This is a genomic window from Paludibaculum fermentans (assembly GCF_015277775.1).
GTDB lineage: Bacteria > Acidobacteriota > Terriglobia > Bryobacterales > Bryobacteraceae > Paludibaculum > Paludibaculum fermentans.
In genome coordinates, this window is the sequence record NZ_CP063849.1 from 7,464,751 (window position 1) to 7,486,118 (window position 21,368).

General features: G+C 64.4%; 16 protein-coding genes. 9 read left to right on the forward strand and 7 right to left on the reverse strand.

Annotated elements, in window-relative coordinates:
* Window positions 1-25: 25 nt before the first annotated feature.
* From IRI77_RS29550 to IRI77_RS29560, 3 genes are all read right to left on the reverse strand, one after another.
* On the reverse strand, window positions 26-2,095 hold the full coding sequence (locus IRI77_RS29550) for an alpha/beta hydrolase (RefSeq protein ID WP_194448560.1): 2,070 nt from the start codon (window positions 2,093-2,095) through the stop codon (window positions 26-28).
* Window positions 2,096-2,121: 26 nt separating this feature from the next.
* The gene (locus IRI77_RS29555) at window positions 2,122-2,475 is read right to left on the reverse strand and encodes an ArsC/Spx/MgsR family protein (RefSeq protein WP_194448561.1); all 354 of its coding nucleotides are present in this window, start codon (window positions 2,473-2,475) and stop codon (window positions 2,122-2,124) included.
* 122 nt (window positions 2,476-2,597) lie between these two features.
* Entirely contained in the window at window positions 2,598-3,632 is a 1,035-nt protein-coding gene (locus IRI77_RS29560; protein ID WP_194448562.1) for a DUF4097 family beta strand repeat-containing protein, read from the reverse strand.
* 210 nt (window positions 3,633-3,842) lie between these two features.
* Here IRI77_RS29560 and IRI77_RS29565 point away from each other — a divergent pair, with 210 nt between their 5' ends.
* From IRI77_RS29565 to IRI77_RS29575, 3 genes are all read left to right on the forward strand, one after another.
* Window positions 3,843-5,204 carry an aspartate aminotransferase family protein gene (locus tag IRI77_RS29565; RefSeq protein ID WP_228486382.1) on the forward strand — a complete coding sequence of 454 codons (1,362 nt, stop codon included), beginning with the start codon at window positions 3,843-3,845 and terminating at the stop codon, window positions 5,202-5,204.
* A gap of 268 nt (window positions 5,205-5,472) precedes the next feature.
* Window positions 5,473-7,779: a DUF6600 domain-containing protein gene (locus IRI77_RS29570; RefSeq protein ID WP_194448563.1), complete on the forward strand. Its 2,307-nt coding sequence runs from the start codon at window positions 5,473-5,475 to the stop codon at window positions 7,777-7,779.
* A gap of 51 nt (window positions 7,780-7,830) precedes the next feature.
* Entirely contained in the window at window positions 7,831-8,493 is a 663-nt protein-coding gene (locus tag IRI77_RS29575; RefSeq protein ID WP_228486383.1) for a leucine-rich repeat domain-containing protein, read from the forward strand.
* Window positions 8,494-8,504: 11 nt separating this feature from the next.
* On the opposite strand, the gene IRI77_RS29580 is transcribed toward IRI77_RS29575, so the two are convergent.
* The gene (locus tag IRI77_RS29580; RefSeq protein ID WP_194448564.1) at window positions 8,505-9,002 is read right to left on the reverse strand and encodes a L,D-transpeptidase family protein; all 498 of its coding nucleotides are present in this window, start codon (window positions 9,000-9,002) and stop codon (window positions 8,505-8,507) included.
* A gap of 264 nt (window positions 9,003-9,266) precedes the next feature.
* Here IRI77_RS29580 and IRI77_RS29585 point away from each other — a divergent pair, with 264 nt between their 5' ends.
* The 3 genes from IRI77_RS29585 to IRI77_RS29595 all read left to right on the forward strand — a co-directional run bounded on the left by IRI77_RS29585 (window position 9,267) and on the right by IRI77_RS29595 (window position 12,044).
* Complete coding sequence (locus IRI77_RS29585; protein WP_194448565.1) at window positions 9,267-10,574, forward strand: reverse transcriptase family protein; 1,308 nt, start codon at window positions 9,267-9,269, stop codon at window positions 10,572-10,574.
* Window positions 10,575-10,658: 84 nt separating this feature from the next.
* Window positions 10,659-11,420: a DUF4159 domain-containing protein gene (locus tag IRI77_RS29590; RefSeq protein WP_194448566.1), complete on the forward strand. Its 762-nt coding sequence runs from the start codon at window positions 10,659-10,661 to the stop codon at window positions 11,418-11,420.
* Between the two features lie 174 nt (window positions 11,421-11,594).
* A complete protein-coding gene (locus tag IRI77_RS29595) occupies window positions 11,595-12,044 on the forward strand; it encodes a hypothetical protein (RefSeq protein ID WP_194448567.1) in 450 nt (149 codons plus the stop codon).
* Window positions 12,045-12,060: 16 nt separating this feature from the next.
* Here the strand turns inward: IRI77_RS29595 and IRI77_RS29600 are convergent, their stop codons facing one another.
* Entirely contained in the window at window positions 12,061-12,963 is a 903-nt protein-coding gene (locus IRI77_RS29600) for a sugar phosphate isomerase/epimerase family protein (RefSeq protein ID WP_194448568.1), read from the reverse strand.
* A 164-nt stretch (window positions 12,964-13,127) separates the two neighbouring features.
* Here IRI77_RS29600 and IRI77_RS29605 point away from each other — a divergent pair, with 164 nt between their 5' ends.
* The 3 genes from IRI77_RS29605 to IRI77_RS29615 are packed head-to-tail and all read left to right on the forward strand — an operon-like array spanning window position 13,128 to window position 19,290.
* Window positions 13,128-14,090 (forward strand): AAA family ATPase, encoded by a 963-nt coding sequence (locus IRI77_RS29605; RefSeq protein ID WP_267239356.1) that lies wholly within the window; start codon window positions 13,128-13,130, stop codon window positions 14,088-14,090.
* A 34-nt stretch (window positions 14,091-14,124) separates the two neighbouring features.
* Window positions 14,125-15,039, forward strand: coding sequence for a DUF58 domain-containing protein (locus tag IRI77_RS29610; protein ID WP_194448569.1), 915 nt, complete (start codon window positions 14,125-14,127; stop codon window positions 15,037-15,039).
* Window positions 15,040-15,042: 3 nt separating this feature from the next.
* Window positions 15,043-19,290 carry a VWA domain-containing protein gene (locus IRI77_RS29615; RefSeq protein ID WP_194448570.1) on the forward strand — a complete coding sequence of 1,416 codons (4,248 nt, stop codon included), beginning with the start codon at window positions 15,043-15,045 and terminating at the stop codon, window positions 19,288-19,290.
* Window position 19,291: 1 nt separating this feature from the next.
* Here the strand turns inward: IRI77_RS29615 and phnX are convergent, their stop codons facing one another.
* Together phnX and IRI77_RS29625 are read right to left on the reverse strand one after the other, a co-directional pair.
* On the reverse strand, window positions 19,292-20,122 hold the full coding sequence (gene phnX, locus IRI77_RS29620; RefSeq protein ID WP_194448571.1) for a phosphonoacetaldehyde hydrolase: 831 nt from the start codon (window positions 20,120-20,122) through the stop codon (window positions 19,292-19,294).
* Between the two features lie 2 nt (window positions 20,123-20,124).
* Complete coding sequence (locus tag IRI77_RS29625) at window positions 20,125-21,297, reverse strand: 2-aminoethylphosphonate--pyruvate transaminase (protein ID WP_194448572.1); 1,173 nt, start codon at window positions 21,295-21,297, stop codon at window positions 20,125-20,127.
* Between the last annotated feature and the right edge of the window lie 71 nt (window positions 21,298-21,368).

Below are 21,368 nucleotides of genomic sequence, written 5' to 3' on the forward strand. Positions count from 1 at the left end.
CTCACGATATCACAGCCCTGCGCGGTTAGAACTTGTAGAGCGCAACGATGCTATCGGCGGCGGCGCGGCGCGCGGCTGAGGGGTAGGTCTTGCGCGACTCCGTGAGCGGCGCGGGTTGTCCCAGCGGGTTTACCGCGTCGATTACCGCGGCGCTGCGCTGGCCCAGCATACGGACCAGGTCCGGCAGGTCGTAGAGCTTCAGGGCTCCGGGCACCACCTGCTCGAAGAGGCCGCGGTGGATGCGGGCGTCGACCACCGCCTGATAGGAGATCAGGGTCCGTTCGAGCGCGATTTTGCGGAGGCGCGAGTCGAGCACGGCCGCATGCAGCAGGGGTACGCCGCCCGCCTCGACGCCCACGCCATACAGGCGGCCGGCATCGACCTCGCCGCGGGCCGCCAGCACATCGAGGCCGCGCGAGATGTCGGCGGCGCGTTGCCCGGTGAGCGTGGAGCCCATCATGATCGCGGTCATGCCGCTGTTCCAGTCGCCGAAATAGCGGAACCAGTCGGAGCCGTTCTGGAATGCGGCGATGCGGGTCTCGCCCAGGCCGCGGGCGTCGATGGAAAGGACGACGTGGCCCGCCTTGACCAGCGCCTCGATGTCGGCAACATGCGCCGCTTTGCCCGCGCCGTCGACATAGAGAACGCCGGGATGCTTGCCCGCGCTATCCGGCACGAAAAGCAGGGCGGGGATCACGATGCCGGGCTCGGTCTCATACACAAGCTTCTCAATGCGGTAGCCGCCGCGTGTCAGGGTTCCAAACGGCTTTATGGAGAGCGGGCCGGTGGGCTGGTGGTAATCGATGAGCTTGGCGATTTGCGCGGGCGTGGCTTGCCCACGCTGGAACTGCTTCGCGCGCTTCTGGTTCAACGTGGTGACGGTCTCGCCGCCCAGGGAAGAGGCGACCTGCCCCGTGGGTGTGCAGTAGAGTTCTTCCTCGCGGAGAGGAAGCACCTCATCCTCCACTCCGGAGAACTCCGCCTTTTTCAGCCAACGGTCGAACCAGGCGTAGGCGGCCAGGCGGCGCGGCTTTGTGAACCCGTGCCCGTCGTCGGCCTGGAAGAAGCGCATCTTGTCGCCCGCGCCCAGCCGGTCGTAGGCGCGTGTGGCGTCCGCGTTGGTCTCGCGCGCTCCAGTGATGGAGAAGAAGTCGCGGATCGCGGAGAGCTGCAGGTAGGGCTTGGGCGCGAAGGACAGCAGGAAGTCCTCATGATCGAGGCCGTCGGAGATCCAGTTGGGGATGCATTGTTCGGCATCCTGCGGCCCGATTGTTTCCAGCAGGCGGCGCCACGAGGTGATGTAGCAGGAGGGGGCGGCCACCTGGATGCGATCGTCCAATGCGGAGAGATAGGCCGTGAGCGTGCCGCCGCCGGAGTTTCCGCTGCACGCCACGCGCTTGGGGTCGACTTCGGGCCGCGAGAGCAGGTAGTCGAGCGCGCGCATGCCGTCCCAGATGTAGTACTGCGCCAGGGCGTCACCGACGAGCAGCGTCTGGATGCCGAGGATGGTGTGCTCGAGGGTGGAGCTGAACACTTTCGACGAGTTGAAGTCGGGGTCGTAGAGCTGGACGCGTTCGCCCTGGCCCGGACCGTCCCACGCCAATCCGACATAGCCATTGCGCGCCAGGGTCACCAGCATCTGCTGCCAGGCGACATGGGCCTTGGCGCCCTCTTCGTGACCCAGAGGGTACAGCACGGCCGGATAGGGGCCCTGGCCGCGTTTGGGTAGATAGAGGTTGGCGGTGACGAAGAAGTTCGGGCGGCTCTCAAAGATGATCTTCTCGATGCGATAGTCCTCGCGATCGATGACGCCGGTGACGCGCGCGTTCAGCGGCGTGCGTTCGGGCAGGCCGCCGATTCCGCGCAGCATGTGCTCGCGCAGATACTGTTTACGCCCGGAGATCTCGGCCGCAGTCCAGTTGGCCGACGCGGCGCGGCGTTTGTCGAGGAGTTCGAAGGCCCGCTTTGTCGTGTAATCGGGCAGCATCGACCGCAAATTCCGGTAGTCGGTGTGGCTGGAAAGGAAATTGAGTTCCGAGGGGTCCTGTGCCGCCGCCGTGGCGGCCAGTAGAAGTGCTACGACAAAGATGCGCATGAGCTTCTAAGCAGTGTAGCGCCCGATCAAGTGGCGGCGGCGATCGATTTCCAGCCGTCTTCATCGTGACCGATGCAGACGGTTTGCCCGCAGCGGACGAGAGGCAGGCGCAGCAGCCTGGGTTCCTTCTCGATACGGGTCATGAGCTGCGATTCGGACTGCTGGATGTACTTGAGGCCCGCGTCGACGAACGCCTTGCCCTCCGTGTCGAGCAGTCCATTGAGGGTGAAGCGCTGGACGAAGCGGCGGATTTCGCCGGCGGCCATGGGCTTCACTTTGAGGTCGATGAGCTGGATGTCGATGCGGCGTTCCTTGAAGAAGCGCTCCGCCGCGCGCGTGGCTTGCGAGCCTTTGACTCCGAAGATCTGGACGACGGCCATAACTTCTGATTCTGGCAGATGAAGGGTGGCTGGTTGCTGTCCTTCCCAGGCGTGGCGCACATCCCTCGAAGCTGTCGTGTCGCGCCCGCCGGCCCGCACCCGACCAGAGCACGTTTGTGGCTCTACCGGATCTCGATCCGCGACGAACGCGTATCCAGGTCAACCAGCGGCCCACCCGGGCCCATTGGAGCCCTGAGGCTGTGACCATCTTTCGAAACGAGGCTTGCGACTGCGGTGGGCGCCGAAATCTTGCCGGAGTGGGACAGGGCGTCGAGCTGATAACCGCCGCCGCTGGCCAGTTGAACCTGGATCGAGCCCGATCCCGCCAGTGCGCGGATGGGTGCGGGGTTCAGTTGCGAGATCCGGATGGCGCCCGATCTTGTTTCAGCGTCCACGGAACCTCCGGCTTGCAGAGCCGTGATGCTGCCCGAACTGTTCCTGGCCACCACGGCAGCCTTTGCGTTCTCAATGCGGATGTTGCCGGACTGGGTTGCCGTGCGAAGCGACCCTGCGACGTCGCTGATCTCCGTGCCCCCTGACGTCGTTTCGGCATCGACTGCTCCCTGGACGCCCGCCAGTTGCAGACCGCCGGACTGGCTGCGGACGAAGGCGGAGCTGCCGGCATTGCGAACGATGACGGAGCCCGACTGGACACTCACCCTGATCTCGCCCGCTACATTGCTGATCTCCGTGCGGCCTGACGTCGTCGCAGTCACAACTGGTCCCGTGATCCCGTCGATCTGGATGCCGCCCGATGTCGTGGTGGCGTGCACCTCGGTCGCGCGCGGGGTTTCGACCTCAAAGCGGATGCTGACGGCCCTCAGCAGGGAGGGGTCCTTCACGTAGCCGAGGCGGATCCGGCCACCCACCTGCTCGATGGGCGGGTTCTTCTCGAGAGCGCGGATATTGGCCTCGGCGATGTCGAGATCAAGCCGGCCGAACAAGGGTTTGATCACCGCGTGCACTCGAACGGTACCGGCCGCGCCGGCCGTGATGACAACGCCTCCGGGATCGCTCTTCACGTCAAGATACACAGGCCCCGCCACGGGGAGAGATCGATCGAAGGAGCCGGGCTCCGAGCCCAGGGCGAGGCAGGCACCAGCCAGCAGGATGCTGCCCGACAGAAAGAGAGGACCCAGGCGGTACCGGTCGTGCATGGTTCCCAGGTTACAGGAGGCCCGGGTCCGCGTATATCCAACGAGATCAGGATGTCGAGTGCGGGCGGGAAGCATCGAATGTGCCTGCTGCCCGGTCATGCGGCCTGCCTACCGCCCGTTCGCTATATCAGAAGAGAGCCGTAACACACCAGGTGCGGCGCGCATCGCAACATTACTCGGGCATTTTGCCCGCGCAGTTTAGGAGCAGTCTTGGTAAAGTTTGCAGCCCCCTCTCGTGTAGACATCGACTACAGCAACAGCGTGAACCCACTTTGGGTAAATCTTCTCAATGTCCTGCAGATGAATGTCCGGTATGCGCGCTGTCAGGGCGCGGAGCTGATTACGGAGGATGGGCGGCGCATCCTGGATTTTCTCTCCGGCTACTGTGTGCACAATGCAGGGCACAATCACCCGGACATTGTGGCCGCGGTGAAGTCGGAGCTCGATCGGAATGGTCCTGGCATGCTGCAGAGCCACGTTCCGGAGATGGCCGGGACTCTGGCGCAGGAGCTTTGCCGGCGAGCTGGCGGGCGTCTGGCCAAGGCCCTGTTCTGTAGCTCGGGCAGTGAAGGCGTGGAGGCGGCCATCAAGTTCGCTCGCGCTCATACCCGCAGGAATGCGCTGCTTTCCGCAGATGGCGCTTTTCATGGGCTGACGTGTGGGGCGCTGTCCCTGATGAGCGATCCGTTCTGGAGCGAGGGCTTTGGGCCGATGCTGGCGGACGTCGAACATGTGCCGTTCGGCGACTTGGAGGGGCTTGCGGCGCAGTTGTCGTCCCGGCGGTTCGCCGCGCTGGTGTTGGAGCCGATACAGGGCGAAGGAGGGATCCGGATTCCTGAGCCTTCTTATCTGAAGTCCGCGCAGGAGCTATGCCGCCGCTACGGCACTCTGCTTGTGCTGGACGAAGTGCAGACCGGCCTGCACCGCACCGGGCCATTTCTCGCTTCGCATCACTACGCGGTGGACCCCGACATGGTGGTGCTGGCCAAGGCGCTGAGCGGCGGCCTGGTGCCTACGGGGGCGTTGCTGATGACGGATGACATCTACGGCTCGGTCTTCAACTCGCTCAAGCGTTCCATCGTGCACACCTCGACGTTTGGCGAGAACGGCTTGTCGATGCGGGCCGCCCTGGCAACCCTGGGCGTGCTCGATCGTGAACACTTGGGCGAGCAGTCGGCGTCGCTGGGTGCAGTGCTGCGTGACCGTCTCCGTGCGCGGCTGTCCGGCTACGAGATGGTGAAGGAAGTGCGTGGCATGGGATTGATGAATGGCATTGAGTTCGCGCCGCCGCGCAGGATGGCGTTGCGGCTAGGATTCGAATCGTTCAAGGCCATCCATGCTGGAATGTTCGGTCAGATTGTCGTGATGAGATTGTTCCGCGACCACGGTGTGCTGACGCAAATGTGCGGTAACAACTTCATGGTGCTGAAGGCCGCGCCCCCGCTGGTCGTGGACGAAGCCCAGATCGACACGTTTGTCGAGGCCATGGGCGCGGTGGTGGAGCTCATGCATACCTCTGCCTCGTTCTGGACTGAAGCGATCGGGCTTGCGCGCCGCGTCGTGAATATTTGAGCCGGGTTGCGGTGCATCGCGCCCACTCCTGCTGGGCGTGACGTAACCAAATGCGGTCATCTGACCGGGCGGAGTCATCCAGGCCATCGCTATCCATTCGCCGGCGGCCTGTCGGATGCTGGTGACCCGTTCCCTGGGAAAGCCGCGCTTTCTTCCCAGGAGCCAGGGCAACCCCGTAGGAGGATGCAATGGCATCGCACGTGCATTGGCAATACTCGTGACTGAATCGTGGCTACCACCACGAGAGAAGGAGAAGCGAATGCGGTGCATGCGGCAGATTACGATGGTTGCGCTCATCCTGGCAGCCTCAGCAGGTTTCCTGGCAGCCCAGGATCCTCCTGGCCGGGTGGCCCGCCTCAACTACCGGGAAGGGCCCGTGTCCTTCCAGCCGAATGGGGTGGACGAGTGGGTGGACGCCGGCATCAACAGGCCGATGACCACGGGCGACCAGGTCTGGGTGGGCGACGGTGGGCGCTCAGAGTTCCACATCGGTTCGATGGCCTTGCGGCTCAGCGCGCACTCCGATTTCGAGTTCCTGAATCTGGACGATCAAACGGTTCAAATCCGTCTCTCTGAGGGTTCCCTGCTCATCCGCTTGCGCAATCTTGCCGCAGGCCAGGTGGTGGAGATCGACACGCCGAATCTGGCGTTTAACCTCAGGCGGCCTGGCATCTACCGCATCGATGCGCGCCCCGATTCCCAAACGACGGTGGTCACCGTGCGTGATGGCGAAGGAGAAGTGACTGGTGATGGCCAGTCTTTCCCGCTCTACGCGCGGCAGCGGGCGGAAGTGCGCGGCGGGGACCAGTTGGAATACAACCTCACGCCCGCTGGCGGCGGCGATGAATTCGACCAATGGTGTTCCTCGCGCGACCGCCGGGAGGATCAATCGCAGTCGGCGCGCTACGTTTCCCGCGAGGTTCCGGGCTACGACGACCTGGACCAATACGGCAGTTGGTCGAACCAGCCTGACTACGGTCCAGTGTGGATGCCCGCGTCGGTGGCCTCAGGTTGGGCTCCCTATCATGACGGGCATTGGGCCTGGATTGCCCCATGGGGTTGGACTTGGGTGGACGATGCCCCCTGGGGGTTCGCACCCTACCATTACGGACGTTGGGCTTCCTTCGGTGGACGCTGGGGTTGGGTCCCCGGTCCCAGCGGAGTCGCTCCGACCTACGCGCCGGCCATGGTCGCCTGGGTGGGCGGAGGGGGTGGCGGCTCCGGATTCAGCATGAGCTTCTCGACGGGAACCGCCGCAGCGATCGGCTGGTTTGCCCTGGGCCCGCGTGAGCCCTACTACCCGTCGTATCCCGTGAGCCAGCGCTACTTCAGCCGAGTGAACAGCACGAACACGGTGATCAACAACGTCACCATCAACAACTATTACAATTCGCGGAATACCCGGAATACGAACGCGGTTTACGTGAACCAGCGGGTCCAGAACGGTGTCATCGCGGTGCCCCAGAGCGCCTTTGCCAGCGGCGGCCGCGTGAATCAATATGCTCGTCCCGTGAGTGCCGCGCAGGTTGCTGCGGTCCACATTGCTCCAGGGCCGTTCATCGTGCCGCAGCGCCAGAGTGTCCTGGGTCCGCAGGGCGGCTCCAACGGCCGGCCTGCGATGAGACCTCCAGCCAGCGTGCTCACCCGGCGGGTGGTCGCGAGGACCGCGCCGCCGCCGGCTGCCCTGCCTTTCGACCGTCAGCAGGCCGCGCTCGCGAGGAATCCCGGTCGTCCCCTGCCGGTAGCCGAGGTGCGCCAGATTCGGCAGGCCGCCCCGGCGCCTGCTCCCCAGGTGCGCGTCGTGGACATGAGCAAGGTGAAGCGGATCCAGCCGGCAATGCATACGGATGCGCGTCCGGGACAGCAGCCCAATGCCCCGCAGGCGCCAGGCCCCGAGCGTAAGAATTTTCCGTCAGGACAACAGCCGCAGAAGCAGCAGCAACAGGATGCGCGGGAGCAGCAGCAGAAGCAACAGCAGGATGCTCAGCGCGGGCTGCGGGAGAAGCAAGAGCAAGGACACCCAGCGCTTGCAGCAGGAGAAGCAGCTACGGATGCGCGTCCGGGACAGCAGCCCAATGCCCCGCAGGCGCCAGGCCCCGAGCGTAAGAATTTTCCGTCAGGACAACAGCCGCAGAAGCAGCAGCAACAGGATGCGCGGGAGCAGCAGCAGAAGCAACAGCAGGATGCTCAGCGCGGGCTGCGGGAGAAGCATTTCCGTCAGGACAACAGCCGCAGAAGAAGCAGCAACAGGATGCGCGTGAGCAGCAACAGAAGCAACAGCAGGATGCTCAGCGCGGGACAGCGGGAAAAGCAGCAGCAGGACACCCAGCGGTTGCAGCAGCAGAAACAGCAGCAGGATGCCCGGGAGCAGCAGCAGAAACAACAGCAGGACGCTCAGCGGGCACAGCGCGAGAAACAGCAGCAGGATGCCCGGGAGCAGCAGATGAGGCAACAGCGGGAGGCCCAACAACGCCAGAAAGCGGCACCGGCTCCTCGAGCCCCCGCACCGCAGCCGCGCCCGGAGCCCAAGAAGGAGCAGAAACCGCCAGAGAAGGAAGATAAGCCGAAGAACTAACGGCCCAGCCGCTGCCAAGGCTCGCTCCAGGAACAGGCTACGATCGTCTTCTTGGCGGATGCCTCCCAACGAGACCTGAACCTGTGGAAGCAGGAGCTGGGCGAGGTGCCGGACTGGGTTTGGTTGCAGAACCATCTCCAGACCCTGGTATTGGCTGACAACCGCCTGACCCAGCTCTCAGGCCGGGTCGGGCGTATGCAGGGATTGCGGATGCTCGACCTCGGCCACAACCAGTTGACCGAGCTGCCAGAGGAACTAGGCGAACTGACCGGCCTCCGAGATTTTCTGTACCTGCACGACAACCGCTTGGGCTCACTGCCGTCTTCGCTGCAGCGGCTGACCCGCCTGCGCTATCTGAACATCAGCCAGAACGCCTTCGAGGAATTTCCTGAATGTGTTTGCGGCATGACGAGCCTGATCGAGCTCAGAGTCTCAGACAACCCGTTGACCGCTTTGCCGGAAGCCCTGGGCCGCCTGGCGCAATTGCGGGAACTGCACCTGCGGAACACCAAGGTGGCCGAACTGCCGGATTCGCTTGGGATGTTGCGCGAACTCCGCCATATCGACCTGCGCGGGAATCCCCTGCGGGCCTTGCCCCTGACCCTGACCGGGTTGCCACGGCTCGAGAAGCTCGACGTGCGCTGGGTAACAACCCTGGATCCGCCGGCCTGGCTGGACGAACTCGAAGAGCGCGGCTGCGCGGTCTATCGCTGAGGCCGGTCGTGCTACGGCAGGATCTCCACCACGACCCCGTTGGGGACCAGCTTCCAGATCTCTTCAATCTCTTCATCCGTCACAGCAACGCAGCCCCAGGTCCAATCGCTTTGCAGGTGGGCTTTCCCCACTGCCCCCTGGCCGTTGGGCAGCCCGTGTATCAGGATGTCTCCGCCGGGCTGGACGCCCAGTTTCCGCGCCCGCGCCCGGTCTGACTCGTTCGGGTAGGAGATGTGCAGCGCCCTGTGGTACTGGCTCCTGGCATACCGCCCGTCGATCCGATACAGCCCCTCCGGCGTGCGCATGTCCCCTTGCTGCACCTTGGCTCCCACCGGCTGCTTCCCTAACGCCACTTTGTAAGTCCGGAAGACTTTGCCGTTCTGGAGCAGTAGCAACTCGCGTCGGGCCTTGTGGATAACGATGCGGTCCGCTTGCTCAGCCGCACGGAGCAGAGCCAGCGGGACGGCCAGCAAGCAGCTTGCGAAGGCGAGGGCGCTTCGGCGAGTCATCGAACTCCATTCTAGTGCGACGGGTCCGGCATCCCCGGTCGGCTGGGGGCTTGGGCCCGGATTTCCGGCTTGTTATAGTACGGACGGCGGCCGGATGTTCCAAGCTCGGTCTGAATCGGTCATTCGTGTTCGATTCAGCCTCTCTGGGGTTACCCCAGGGCATCGGGAATAGCCAGGCATTCGTCGCGTGTGCTTCGGCTGCGCTGTCGCGCAGTTCTGCCCACGCCAGGTGAGACTCGTTGGAGCATCCGGACGCGCCCGGCCATGGCTAACCCCGCACTTCTCTCGATCCTGGCCCGCTGCTTTGCCAGTGGAGAACCCACCGCGGACGGGATCGCCGCGCGCACCGCGCAAGCGCTGGGCCGGCCATGGTTCTGGCTGCTCCCACTCGCCCGGCGCTATCTCAAGGCGCACGGCGCGCTCACTCGGCCCAAGCGGCAGGAGGTGATCCGGTTTCTCCTCGACGACACAGGGTTCAGGCACCGCGCCCACAAGCTCTCCGTCGCGAAATGGCTCACTGAGCCTCAGCGCATGCAGCCGGTGCAGGCCGCTGCTGAATGGAACCTGCCGGAACTCGTGACCGAAGGCGATCTGGCGTCCTGGCTCTCTGTTCGTCCCGAGGAGTTGGACTGGTTCGCCGACCCGAAAGGATTGAATGCCCGGACGAGCAGACCGCCGCTGGAGCACTACCACTACCGGGTTCTCGCCAAGAGGCGCGGAGGTATCCGGCTGATCGAGGCGCCCAAACCGCGGCTCAAGGAGATGCAGCGCCAGATCTTGGGCGAAATCCTGGATCTCGTGCCGGCTCACCCGGCGGCGCATGGCTTCTGCCCGGGCCGGTCCATTCGCACATTCGCCGAGCCGCACGTCGGGCGGCCGGTTGTCCTTCGAATGGATCTGCAGGATTTCTTCCCGTCCCTACCGGCTGCCCGCATCCAAGCTGTCTTCCGGACCCTCGGGTATCCCGAGTTGGTAGCCGATCTGTTGGCGGGCGTCTGCACCAATCGAACCCACTCCAGCGTGTTGCGGACCCCACGACCGGCGATCCCGCAGGTGGAGCTGATCGAAGCGCGCCGTCTCTACCACTGGCCGCATCTCCCGCAAGGTGCGCCCACCTCGCCGGCCCTGGCCAATCTGTGCGCCTACCGCGCCGATTGCCGGCTGACCGGGCTCGCGCGCAACTTCGGCGCCATCTACACCCGGTATGCCGACGATCTCGCCTTTTCGTTCGGCCAACCGTCGGACGTACGCCGGTTCTCGACCTACGCCGCCGCGATCCTCCTGGAGGAGGGCTTTGCCGTCAACCACCGGAAAACACGCATCATGACTCGAGGCATGCAGCAGCGCCTGGCCGGGTTGGTGACGAATGACCACCTCAACATCCCTCGCTCGGATTTCGACACACTGAAGGCCATCCTGACCAATTGCGTACGCCTTGGGCCCGCAACCCAAAACCGCGCGGGTGTGCCCGACTTCCGGGCCCACCTGAATGGCCGTGTCGGTTTTGTCGAATCCATCCACACAGGGAAGGGAAGCCGCCTGCGCGCGATTTTTGACAATATTTCCTGGTGAAGTTTGGCTATCTCGCGGTAGTCTCTTACCATGCGGGCTTCGTGTGGTCTCAGATCACGCACTGGCGCCCTTCTGGGACTTCTCTTGCTGGGCGCTCTCCTGGCGTTCGCGCAGATTCGCGACCGTGTCTGGGCTCGCTATGAACACGAGATGCAGGATCCGGTGGAGGACCCGCCCGACGCCCTGCACAAAGCTGAGTTTGCCCTGGGCCGCCTGCGCTACCGTTCGCCGATGGACCGCGGCCGCCGCTATTACCGCTGGGGCATCGACGTCAACAAAGGTGACCGCATCTTTGTTTCGCTCCTGAAACGCCTGACACGGGTGGACATACAGCCCATCGAGACCATCGTCGATGTCAGTAGCGATGAGATCTTCAACCTGCCCTGGATCTTCGCCGGTTCGGTTGGCGATTGGCGGCTTTCCCCCACTGAGGCCGAGCGGCTCCGGAAGTACTTCGATCGCGGCGGGTTCCTGATGGTCGACGACTTCCACAACGAGCGCGAGTGGGCCAACTTCATGGCCGGCATTCATCAGATCGACCCCACCGCCCGGGTGGAGGAACTGGAAGACGGGGACCCCGCCTTTCGCACTGTATTCGACCTGAAGCAGCGAGTGCGGGTGCCGGGCGCCAACGTCGTCCACGGCGATATGATCGAGCGCGGCGGAGTCGAGCCTCACTGGCGCGCCATCCGCGACGGCCAGGGGCGCATGAAAGTCGCCATCTGTTTCAATATGGATGTCGGAGACGGCTGGGAGTTCGCCGATGATCCTGACTATCCGGAACGGTTTTCCTCTGAAGCGATCCGGCTCGGAGTGAACTACGTCATTTACTCCATGACCCATTAGTCCAGTACTCCTCCGAGCTTCTTCCGGCTGGCTGGGGGAGGAGCTTTACCTAGATGGTCCGGTTTTTACTCTTAGTACGCACAGGACGCATTGTCCTCTCAGGACCCTATGTTACTCTTCCTATAGGTTTACGCTGGCTCGGATTGTCGGCCGGGACGGAGCACACAACTTAAGATGGTCGCAAGCATCATCATCATCGCTTTTTCAGTAGTCCTGTTTGCGTATTGGTTTCGATACAGTTGCATCCTGATCCTGCGCACCAGGACCTCAGTCGACTACGCGACTCATGTTGCCAAAGCATCCAGTCTCGCTGTGTTGGAAATCCAACGCCTGCTCGAAGGTTCGGCTGACGAACTGGATCTGTCTGCCTTCCGTAGTGCCCTGGAAGAAGACTACCTGATCGTCAACCAGTTGTTGAGCAAGGCGCCGATGGTGGAAGAGCACCTCTCCAGCGTCGAACAGATCATGCTGCGCATCGACTTCCGGATGATGAGCATCTGGGACTCAGTCTCCCGCACCTGCCTGGGCGGACCTTCCCGCGTGGCTGTGGCGGAGATCGCCTCCATCGTGGGCTGCCTCGCGAACGCCGCCGGTTCCGCCGGTGTGCTCAGCGTCGAATCCTAAAAACAACTCCCCTAGATCAAGCAAATCCAAGACCGGCCTCCGCGCCGGTCTTTTTTATGTACGCTGCACCTTCGGCATACTCTTCCGCCGTTTTCAGATGCTCCAGCATCAGGGGCGCTTCGTGGGGCAGGGCGGCGAGCGCCCCGAGGTAGACCTTGTAGTCCAGCTTGCCCCGGCCCGGCACCACCTCCACGAAGTGCAGGTTCATCTCCTTCACCCACTCCAGGTCTTTTGCGTGACACGAGAGAATCCACTTGCCCAGTTTCTGGAAGCAGGCGTGGATCACCGCTGCATTGTTGTAGAACCTGTCCGGGGAACTGACAATGTTGCACACGTCGATATGGACGCCGAAGCCCGGCCGGTCAATGGCGTGGATGAGCTTCAGGTAAGAATCGGGCGAATCGGGCACGGTCCAGCCCATCATCTCGTAGGAGAACTTCGCGCGTTTCGGTTTCACCGCGTCGATAATCGCCCTGGCGTTCTCTACCGCCGCGTCGAAACACTCCTGGGTGACGTTGCGCGGATCCGGCCCGTCCCAATACTTCGGGTTGTACGACCCCACGATGTCGACGCAGCAGAGTGTGCCGGTCTCGTCGGCGACAGCCAGCCCGTCGGTCACCTTCTGGAGATTGAGCTTACGCTTCACCGGGTCCGCTTCCAGGAGATTGACCCAGACGCCGACCTCCGCCAGCGTGACATTCTCGGCCTGGAAGCCCGCCTCGATCGCACGCAGCAGGGCGGTGTCGCCGGGTTTGGCCGGCGGGCAGTAGGCGGCGCTGTAGCCGAGCTTGCGGTGCTCGCGAGCCAGTTCGCGCGGGTCCTCGGGCTTTTGGAACACCGGGCCTCCGAGCCGGATCCTGCGGCCGGAAGCGGCCGGCACGGCGGCCAGGCTGCTGAGCATCATTTCACGGCGAGTCATCGTCAGACTCCTTCCCTGGGCGAAGTCACGGACATCATACCGGAACCGTCCGCAGGAGTAACATTCCTCTCCAGGGAAATGGCGGGCTGGAACGGCTGCGTTCCTGCTTGCCCTACAATGTTCATGTGGCTCACTCTTCGCCTTTTCCGGAAGCCGTTTCGCGGTTGGATCTCGTTCGCAGCGAGATCGGCAAAGTCATCGTCGGGCAGCAGGACGTCGTTGACGGCGTATTGATCTGCCTGTTGGCGGGCGGCCACGTGCTGCTGGAAGGAGTGCCGGGGTTGGGCAAAACCACCCTGCTTCGAACGCTGGCGCGCGTTCTGCACTTGAAGTACTCCCGCATCCAGTTCACACCGGACCTCATGCCGGCCGATATCGTCGGCAGCGTGATCATGGAGACCTCGGATACCGGCGGCAAGGCGCTGAAGTTTCAGCCCGGTCCGGTGTTCTCCAATCTGGTGCTGGCGGACGAAATCAACCGCGCCACGCCGAAAACCCAGTCGGCCCTGCTCGAGGCCATGCAGGAGCGGACCGTCACCTCCGGCACCGTCACCCACCACCTGGAATCGCCCTTCCTCGTCATGGCTACCCAGAATCCCATCGAGATGGAAGGCACCTATCCGCTGCCCGAAGCGCAGCTCGACCGTTTCCTGATGAAGATCCTGGTCCAGTACCCCACGCGCGAGGACCTGAACACCATCGTCGAGCGCACCATCGCTCGCGAGGAGCCGGAACTCAGCCAGGTGATGGACCGCGACACAATCCTCTCCATTCGCCGCGCCTGCCGCGAAGTGCTCGTCGCTCCCCACGTGCAGGACTACGCCGTCAGCCTGGTGATGTCCACGCAGCCCGGCACCGCTTATGCGCATGAACTGGCCAACAAGTACATCCGCTACGGGTCCTCGCCGCGCGGCGCGCAGTCCCTGGTGGAATGCGGCCGGGTCTACGCGTTCATGCACGGCCATGCGCACCTCTCGATAGACGACATCAAGACCATCGCCCCGGCCGTCCTGCGGCATCGCATCATCCTGAACTTCGACGCCCACGCGGACGACCAGACTCCGGAAACGCTGCTGAAAGAGATCATCACCGCGGCGACCTCGAAAGCCGCCCAAACCCGCGCCTGAGGGGAGCTTTCCGGACGCACTGAATCGAAACGCCATGGCTGCTCCCCTGCTGGACCGTCAAATCCTGGAACGGCTCGAACGTCTGACCATTCGCTGGCAGCAGTCGTTTCGCGGACTGGTGGGCGGGCACAACATCTCCCGTTACGCCGGTCCCGGCCAGGAGTTCCTCGATCACCGGAATTTCCATCAGGGCGACGACCTGCGGGCCGTCAACTGGCGCGCCTTCATGCGCCTGGAGAAGCTCTTCCTGAAGATGTTCCAGGTGGAGCCGCGCACCCCCATCCGCCTGCTGCTCGACTCTTCCTCTTCGATGACCGCTTCTCCGGAACCCGGGGCGGGCAGCAAATTCGACTATGCCCGTAAGCTGGCCGCGGCTCTCACCTATGTCGGGCTGGTCCGCCACGACTCCATACTGCTGCAGCCGTTTCACGAGAAACTGGACGATTCGCACTTGGCTTCCGGCGGCCGCCACCGCTTTGGGCCGGTCAACGATTTTCTCTCTGCTCTCGAACCCGGTGGACGCACGTCTTACTTCGAGATGGTCCGGCAGTTCATCTCGGCCTACCAGAAGCCGGGGCTGCTGATCCTGGTCTCCGACTTCCTGGATGATGGGGAAGTGTTGAAACCCTTGCAGTATCTCGCCGATTTCGGCCACGAGCTGATGCTGGTGCAGGTCTGGACCGACTCCGACCGGTCGCCGAACCTGAAGGGCGACGTCACCCTGACCGACGCTGAATCGGGCGGGTCGCTGGAGATCTCCCTGGACGAGGCAACTTGCCAGGCGTATACGGAAGAGTTCGATCGGTATGCAGGCGCCATAGAAAATCTCGCGCTGCGCTCAGGCGGACGTTACGCCGGCTTCTCGACATCCGTCCCATTGGAAGAGGCCATTTTCTCGGCCTTGAATCAAGCCGGCGCGGACCTGCAGCGCGCCCCGCGGAGTGCATAGCCTTTGTTTTTTGCCAATCTGAGCGCGCTTGAGTTTCTGGCCCTCTTCACCACGCTGTCGGCCGCCACCGTGGCGCTATACCTGCTCATCCGGTCGCGGCGCCAGTATACCGTGGCCACCCTGCGCTTCTGGCAGACCGCCCGCCAGGACGTCCAGCAGAAACGCCGCCGCAAAGTCGACCAGCCCTGGTCCCTGCTGCTGCAGTTGCTGGCTATTGCTTGCCTCCTGCTCGCCATCGCCCAGCCCCGCCTGGGCCGGCCCGACACCTCGGGTCTCGACCATATCCTCCTGCTCGACAACTCCGCCTGGTTGCAGAATCCTGCCCTGCACGCCGACTCGCAACGCCTGGCCCTGGCCTGGCTGAAGCGCGTTCCCTCGCAGGACCGTGTGATGGTCGTGCGGGCCGACTCGCTGGCCACGCCGGTGACCCGGTTTGAGTCGAACCACACCGCCGTGGAAGCCGCCATCAAAGCCTCAGTGCCGTCGTCCTCCGCTTTGGATCTGCAGCCCGCCTTCGACCTGGCCCAGCAGGCCATGCGGCTGGAAGCCAGAAGTGCCGGCGAGATCCTGTACGTCGGACCCGGTCAGATTGAGCCTTCCTCGAACCTGAATCCGCCCAAGAATCTACGCGTACTGAGCACCAAGGACGTTCCGGCGAACCTTGGCCTCACCCGGGTTGTCGTCCGCCGGGATACCAACGACGCGACCCTCTTCAACGCCTCGGTGACCGCCCGCAACTACTCGTCAACTCCTTACAACGTGCCTCTGACGGTCGGCCTGGGCGGCGCCCTGGTCTCGAACCAGTTGGTGACCCTGCCTCCGCACAGCGATGCGGTTTCGAACTTCTCCTTCCGTTCCACGGCGGCCGGTTGGCTGGAAGCCCGGCTGAACGCCCGCGACGGCCTGCCCGCCGACGACCGGGCGCTACTTGAGATTCCCGTGCCGCGGCGGCTCCGCGTGGCGGTTTACTCCAGCGAGCCCGATCTGCTGCGGCCCATGCTCAGCTCCGACGCTCGCGTGGAGGCGGCTTACTACCAGCCGTCGCAATACGCCTCGAATGTCGACGCGGACCTGGTGATTCTCGACTCGTTTTCACCGGCCACCCTGCCTCTGAAGGCCAGCCTGTGGATCCGGCCCGGTACGGCCGACGCCACGATTACGCGCTGGAACTCGGGTCAGCCCATCGCCTCCGGTATCCACTCCAAGGACATGAAGCTGAAGGGCGCGCGGGTGCTGACGCCCGGCAGCGGCGATGTCGTGGTGGCCGAAACTGCCCAGGGGCCCGTCATCCTGGCCAGCGCCGTCCAGGGCCAGCCCAAGCGCGTGACGCTCGGTTTTCACCCCCTCCACGCCGACCTGCGCTACGAGCTCACCACGCCCCTGCTGTTCGCCAACCTGATGCAGTGGATCTCGCCGGAGACGTTCCTGCGGCAGGAGGTCCTGGCCGCCACGCCCGGGTCGGTGAACGCCGAGTTGAACGAGTTGGCGGCGCCGGATCAGATTCGCGTGCTGGATTCCGACGGTGCCGCGCTGCCTTTTACCGTCGATGGCCGGACGGTCCGTTTCTTCACCGCCTCGCCCTCCACAGTGCGTGTTCTCGCACCCAATTCCGAACTGATGTTTGCCCTGTCGCTGCCCGGCCTGGGTTCCACCGCCTGGCAGATCCCCGACAGTGCGGCGCGCGGATTGGCGCCTGCGGTGGCGACCACGCCCCTCCCCAAGGAGATGTGGCAGATTCTGGCCATCCTCGGAGCGCTGCTGATTGGCTTGGAGTGGTTCCTCTACCGCGCCAAGCCCACTTCGCCGATCGCGTTGGCCCTGAAGGTGGCCAGCATCGCGGCTGTCCTGATCTCGCTCTTCCAGCCGGGCCTGCCGGTGCACGAGACGAAGCTCGGCGTCGCGGTTTTGGCTGACACCTCCGCCAGCATCTCCGGCTCCGACCTGGCCCAGGAGTCGAAGCTGGTGTCCAGCATTGACGACGCCCGCGGCCGGCACATCGTGCGCGTCCTGCCCTTCGCCCGGTCGATTCGCATGGCCCAGCCGCAGGAGTACGCTTCCGGGTGGAAACTGCGCGGAACCGGCGGAGAGATGGGCCGCGAGACCAGCCTGGAGAGCGCCATCCGTGAAGCTTCGGCCACCCTGCCCGCCGGCCTGATCCCGCGCATCGTGCTGATCTCGGATGGCAAGGAGAACTCCGGCTCAGTGGCGCGCGCCGCCTGGCAGGCCCGCCAGTTGGGCATTCCCATCGATACCTTCGCCCTGCCCGGCCGGCCGGAACCCAAGCTGAAGCTGGAATCGGCGCGATTGCCGGAGGTGGCCTTCACCGGAGAACGTTTCCCCATCGAATTGAACGTCGAAAGCCCCTCGAAAGCCTCGGGTACGCTGGAACTCCTGGCCGAAGGCAAGCCGCTGGGCTCGACGCAGGTGAACCTGGAGCCGGGGATGAACCACCTTCGCGTCAGCGCCGCCGTCGCGACCGCCGGAGCGATCGATTTCCTGGTTACCTTGAAGTCGCCGGAACTGGGTGAACTTCGCGTGGAACAGGCGGTTTCCCTCCGCCGTCCGCGCCTGCTCTACCTCTCCCAGGACCCCTCGGGCATGGAGTCCCACCTCTTCGGCACGCTCACGGCCGCCCAGTTCGATGTGGTCTCCAACGTCCTCTTCGCCGACGCGCGCTTCGACGACTACCAGTTGGTCCTGTTCAATAACTGGGATATGGAAGCCATGCCGCCCAGCCGCAAGGCCGACCTGGAGCGCTTCGTCCAGCAGGGCGGCGGCCTGATGGTCATCGGCGGCGAACACAACATCTACGTCGACAAGAAGAATCAGCCTCAGGATGCGCTCGACCGCACGCTGCCGGCCCTCATCGCGCCCCCGCGCAGTCCCGAAGGCGCGTCGGTCATCCTGATCGTCGACAAGTCTTCCTCCATGGAAGGCCGCAAGATGGAGTTGGCCCGCTTGGCCGCCATCGGCGTCGTGGAGAATCTGCGGCCCATCGATCAGGTGGGTGTGCTCATTTTTGACAACTCCTTCCAGTGGGCCGTGCCGCTGCGCCGCGCCGAGGATCGCACGCTGATCAAGCGCCTGGTGGCCGGCATCACCCCCGATGGCGGTACGCAAATCGCGCCGGCTCTCACCGAAAGCTACAAGCGCATGACCACCGCGACCGGCGCGTACAAGCACATCGTGCTGCTGACGGACGGCATCTCGGAGGAAGGCGATTCGATGAGCGTGGCGCGCGATGCGGCCAACAACCGGATCACCATCTCGACCGTGGGCCTGGGGCAGGACGTGAATCGCGCCTACCTGGAAAAGGTCGCCTTAACCGCCAAGGGCAAGGCCTATTTCCTGACGGACCCCTCCGGCCTGGAGCAGATCCTGCTCAAGGACGTCATGGAGCATACGGGCTCCACCACGATCGAGAAGACCATCCAACCGAAAGTCGCCCACCAGGCCGAGATTCTGGAAGGCCTGCCGATGGACAAGGCGCCCGCCCTCAAGGGCTACGTCCGTTTCCAGGCCAAGCCGACCGCCGAGACGATCCTCTCCATCACCTCCTCCACCGCTGGTGAGAAAGACGACCCGCTGCTGGCGCGCTGGCAGTATGGCCTCGGCCGCGCGGCCGTCTTCACCTCCGATGCGAAGTCTCGCTGGGCCGCCGCGTGGGTCTCCTGGCCGGGCTACGACAAGTTCTGGGCTAACGTACTGCGGGACCTGCTGCCGCACTCCCAGCCTGGTCTCTCCACGCTGACAAATGATTCCGCCAACGGCAACCTGGTGGTCGAATACCGCCTCTCTCAAGCGGTTCCGGCTCCGGATAAGCTGCCGGCCCTCTTCGCGATCGGGCCCGATGGCTTCCAGGCGCCAGTGACGCTGGAGCGCCTCAGCGCCGATCACTTCCGCGGCAAGGTCCAGGTGGGCAATCGCAAGGGTCTCTTCCGCGTGCGGCCGCTGGTTGAATCGCGGGCATTCCCCGAAGTCGGGCTCTACCTGCCTGAACCCGAGGTCACCACCTACGGCAGCAACCCGTTGCTGCTGCAGCAGTTGGCGGCATATACGGGCGGACGGTTCAACCCCGCGGCCAAGCGCATCTTCGACACCACAGGTCCCGGCCTGCCTGCCTCAATGCGGTTGTGGCCGGGGCTGCTGGCCGCGGCCATCCTGTTCAACCTGCTGGAACTGGCCTGGCGCCGGCTGTTCCCAGGCCTGAAGTGGAGCGGCTTGAAGGTCCGGCTGCCGCGCGCGGCCTGATCTACGGTTTCGCTCCGGCGGCCATGCGCGAATCGATGGCTTCGATCACCGGCAGCAGGTCCTGCACGCTCTCAATGACGAAGTGCGCGCCCGCCGCGCCCAGTCGATCCGTGGCGCGGGTGACGCGGCGAGTCAGTTCGTCGGGCCCCAGCGACTCGCACTCCTGCTCGGAGAGTCCCACCTCATTGCCGGCCCAGGTGATGCCGACGGTCCACATGCCCGCATTCAGTCCCTCTTCAATGTCGGCCACCGTGTCGCCGACTTTGACACAGGCTTCCAGCGGGTAGATGCCGAGCTTCATGGCCGAGGTGACCGCCATCCAGGGCGCCGGCCGTCCGGCTGGGACATCGTCGGCGCAGATGAGATTGTCCGGCTGGAAACCGCTGGCGGCAACGTCGCGCAGCAGGCCCTTCACCATTTCCCTGGAATAACCGGTGGTGGCGCCGATTCGTATGCCGCGTTTGCGCAGCTGATTGATCGTTTCGCTCACGCCGGGGATGACATCCGCGTGGCGGCCGATGGCGGCGGTCTGGATGGGGATGAATTCCGTAAACAGACGCTCCGTGTCGGCCTCATCGGGCGTCTCACCATGCGCGGCGCGCCACTGCCCGGCGACGACCCTGGACTGGAGGATCGCACGCAGGTGGTCTTTCTTGTGGATGCCCATGGCTTGCCGCACGTCTTCCACTGGGACCTCAATCCCATGCCTCTGGAAAAGCTCAATCAACGCTTCGACCGGAGCGCGGCAGCCGAAGTCGACCGTCGTGCCGGCCAGGTCGAAGATCACTGCGCGGACACGGCCGCGATAACTGCGGCGATAGACGAAATCCATACTCACCCCCTCACCATAGTGTCGCTCGCCTCGGCCGTCGCCGCAGGACGCGCCCAGTCGACCCCCATGGTGGTCAGGACGCGATGGGCCGCACAGGTGAACCGTTCAAAGTCACCGGGATAGAGATCACCGATGGCAGCCACGGGAAAGTACCCATCGCGCTGGCGTGTGCCGGACTCCAGGGCGTAGCCGTCCTTCCGCAGCAGCGCGGAGAACAGGTCGTACTGAAAACCTGGATGGCCCGGGTAGCGGAAGGCGGTTGTGATGTGGCTGCGGACCTCGGGTTGCAGCAAGGGCTCGAAGCCCAGCGCACGCATTCCTGCCAGAAGAGTGCGGGTATTGGCGGAATAGCGTGTTGCGCGCCCTCTGGCGCCCCCTTCCTCCCTCAATTCCTCCAGGGCCTGCCCCAGCGCGAACAACGAAGGCGCGGGCGGCGCGGCACGCAACTGTCCATTGTGCGTTTGTGCCATCCATTGGGCCGCCAGGTCGTAAGTGAAGCCGCGAGCCTGGCCCACGCAGCGCTCCAGGGCGGTGCGCCGGGCGAGCACGAAACCTACACCCGGTAGGCCTTGCAGGCAATTCTCGGACGAGGACGCCATAAACTGTACGGATCCGTCCGCCGGTTCCATCGGCACGCCGCCGAGGCTGCCCGAGGCATCGACCAGGAGCGCCCGGCCCTGCCGGGCGGCCACCCGTCCGATCTCACCAACGGGATTGAGCAGCCCAGTGGACGTTTCGCAGTGCACCACCGCGACATGTGTGATCGCCGGATCACTCTCCAGGATCATCGCAATCTGGCCCGGCTCCAGGGGCGCCTGCGCCGGCCACTCCAGGCGGCGCGTATCCACGCCCAGCGCCAGGCCGATTCGGGCGATGCGGCGGCCGGACTCTCCATTGATCCCGACCAGAAGCCGGCCCGTGCGCGGAATCGCGGAGCCGATCACGGCCTCCAGCGCCGCTGCGCCGGAGCCCGGCAGGAGCACTGCGTCGTATTCCGCCTGATCCAGGCCCGCCGCGCTGAGCAACTCGCGGCGGATCCCGCGGACCACCTCCGGAAAGTCTCCCTCCACCGCGCCCAGGCCCCGCAGCAGGGCGGCTTGGACACCCGGGCTGATAGTGACTGGCCCCGGAGTGAGTAGTATTGATTCACGGCGCGAATGCTCCAGCGCCGTCACGTCAGATTTCCCATGTCAGCCGGCAACCCTCTTTTCGCCTGTTGACTGTATCGAAAGAGTGTTGCCGTTCA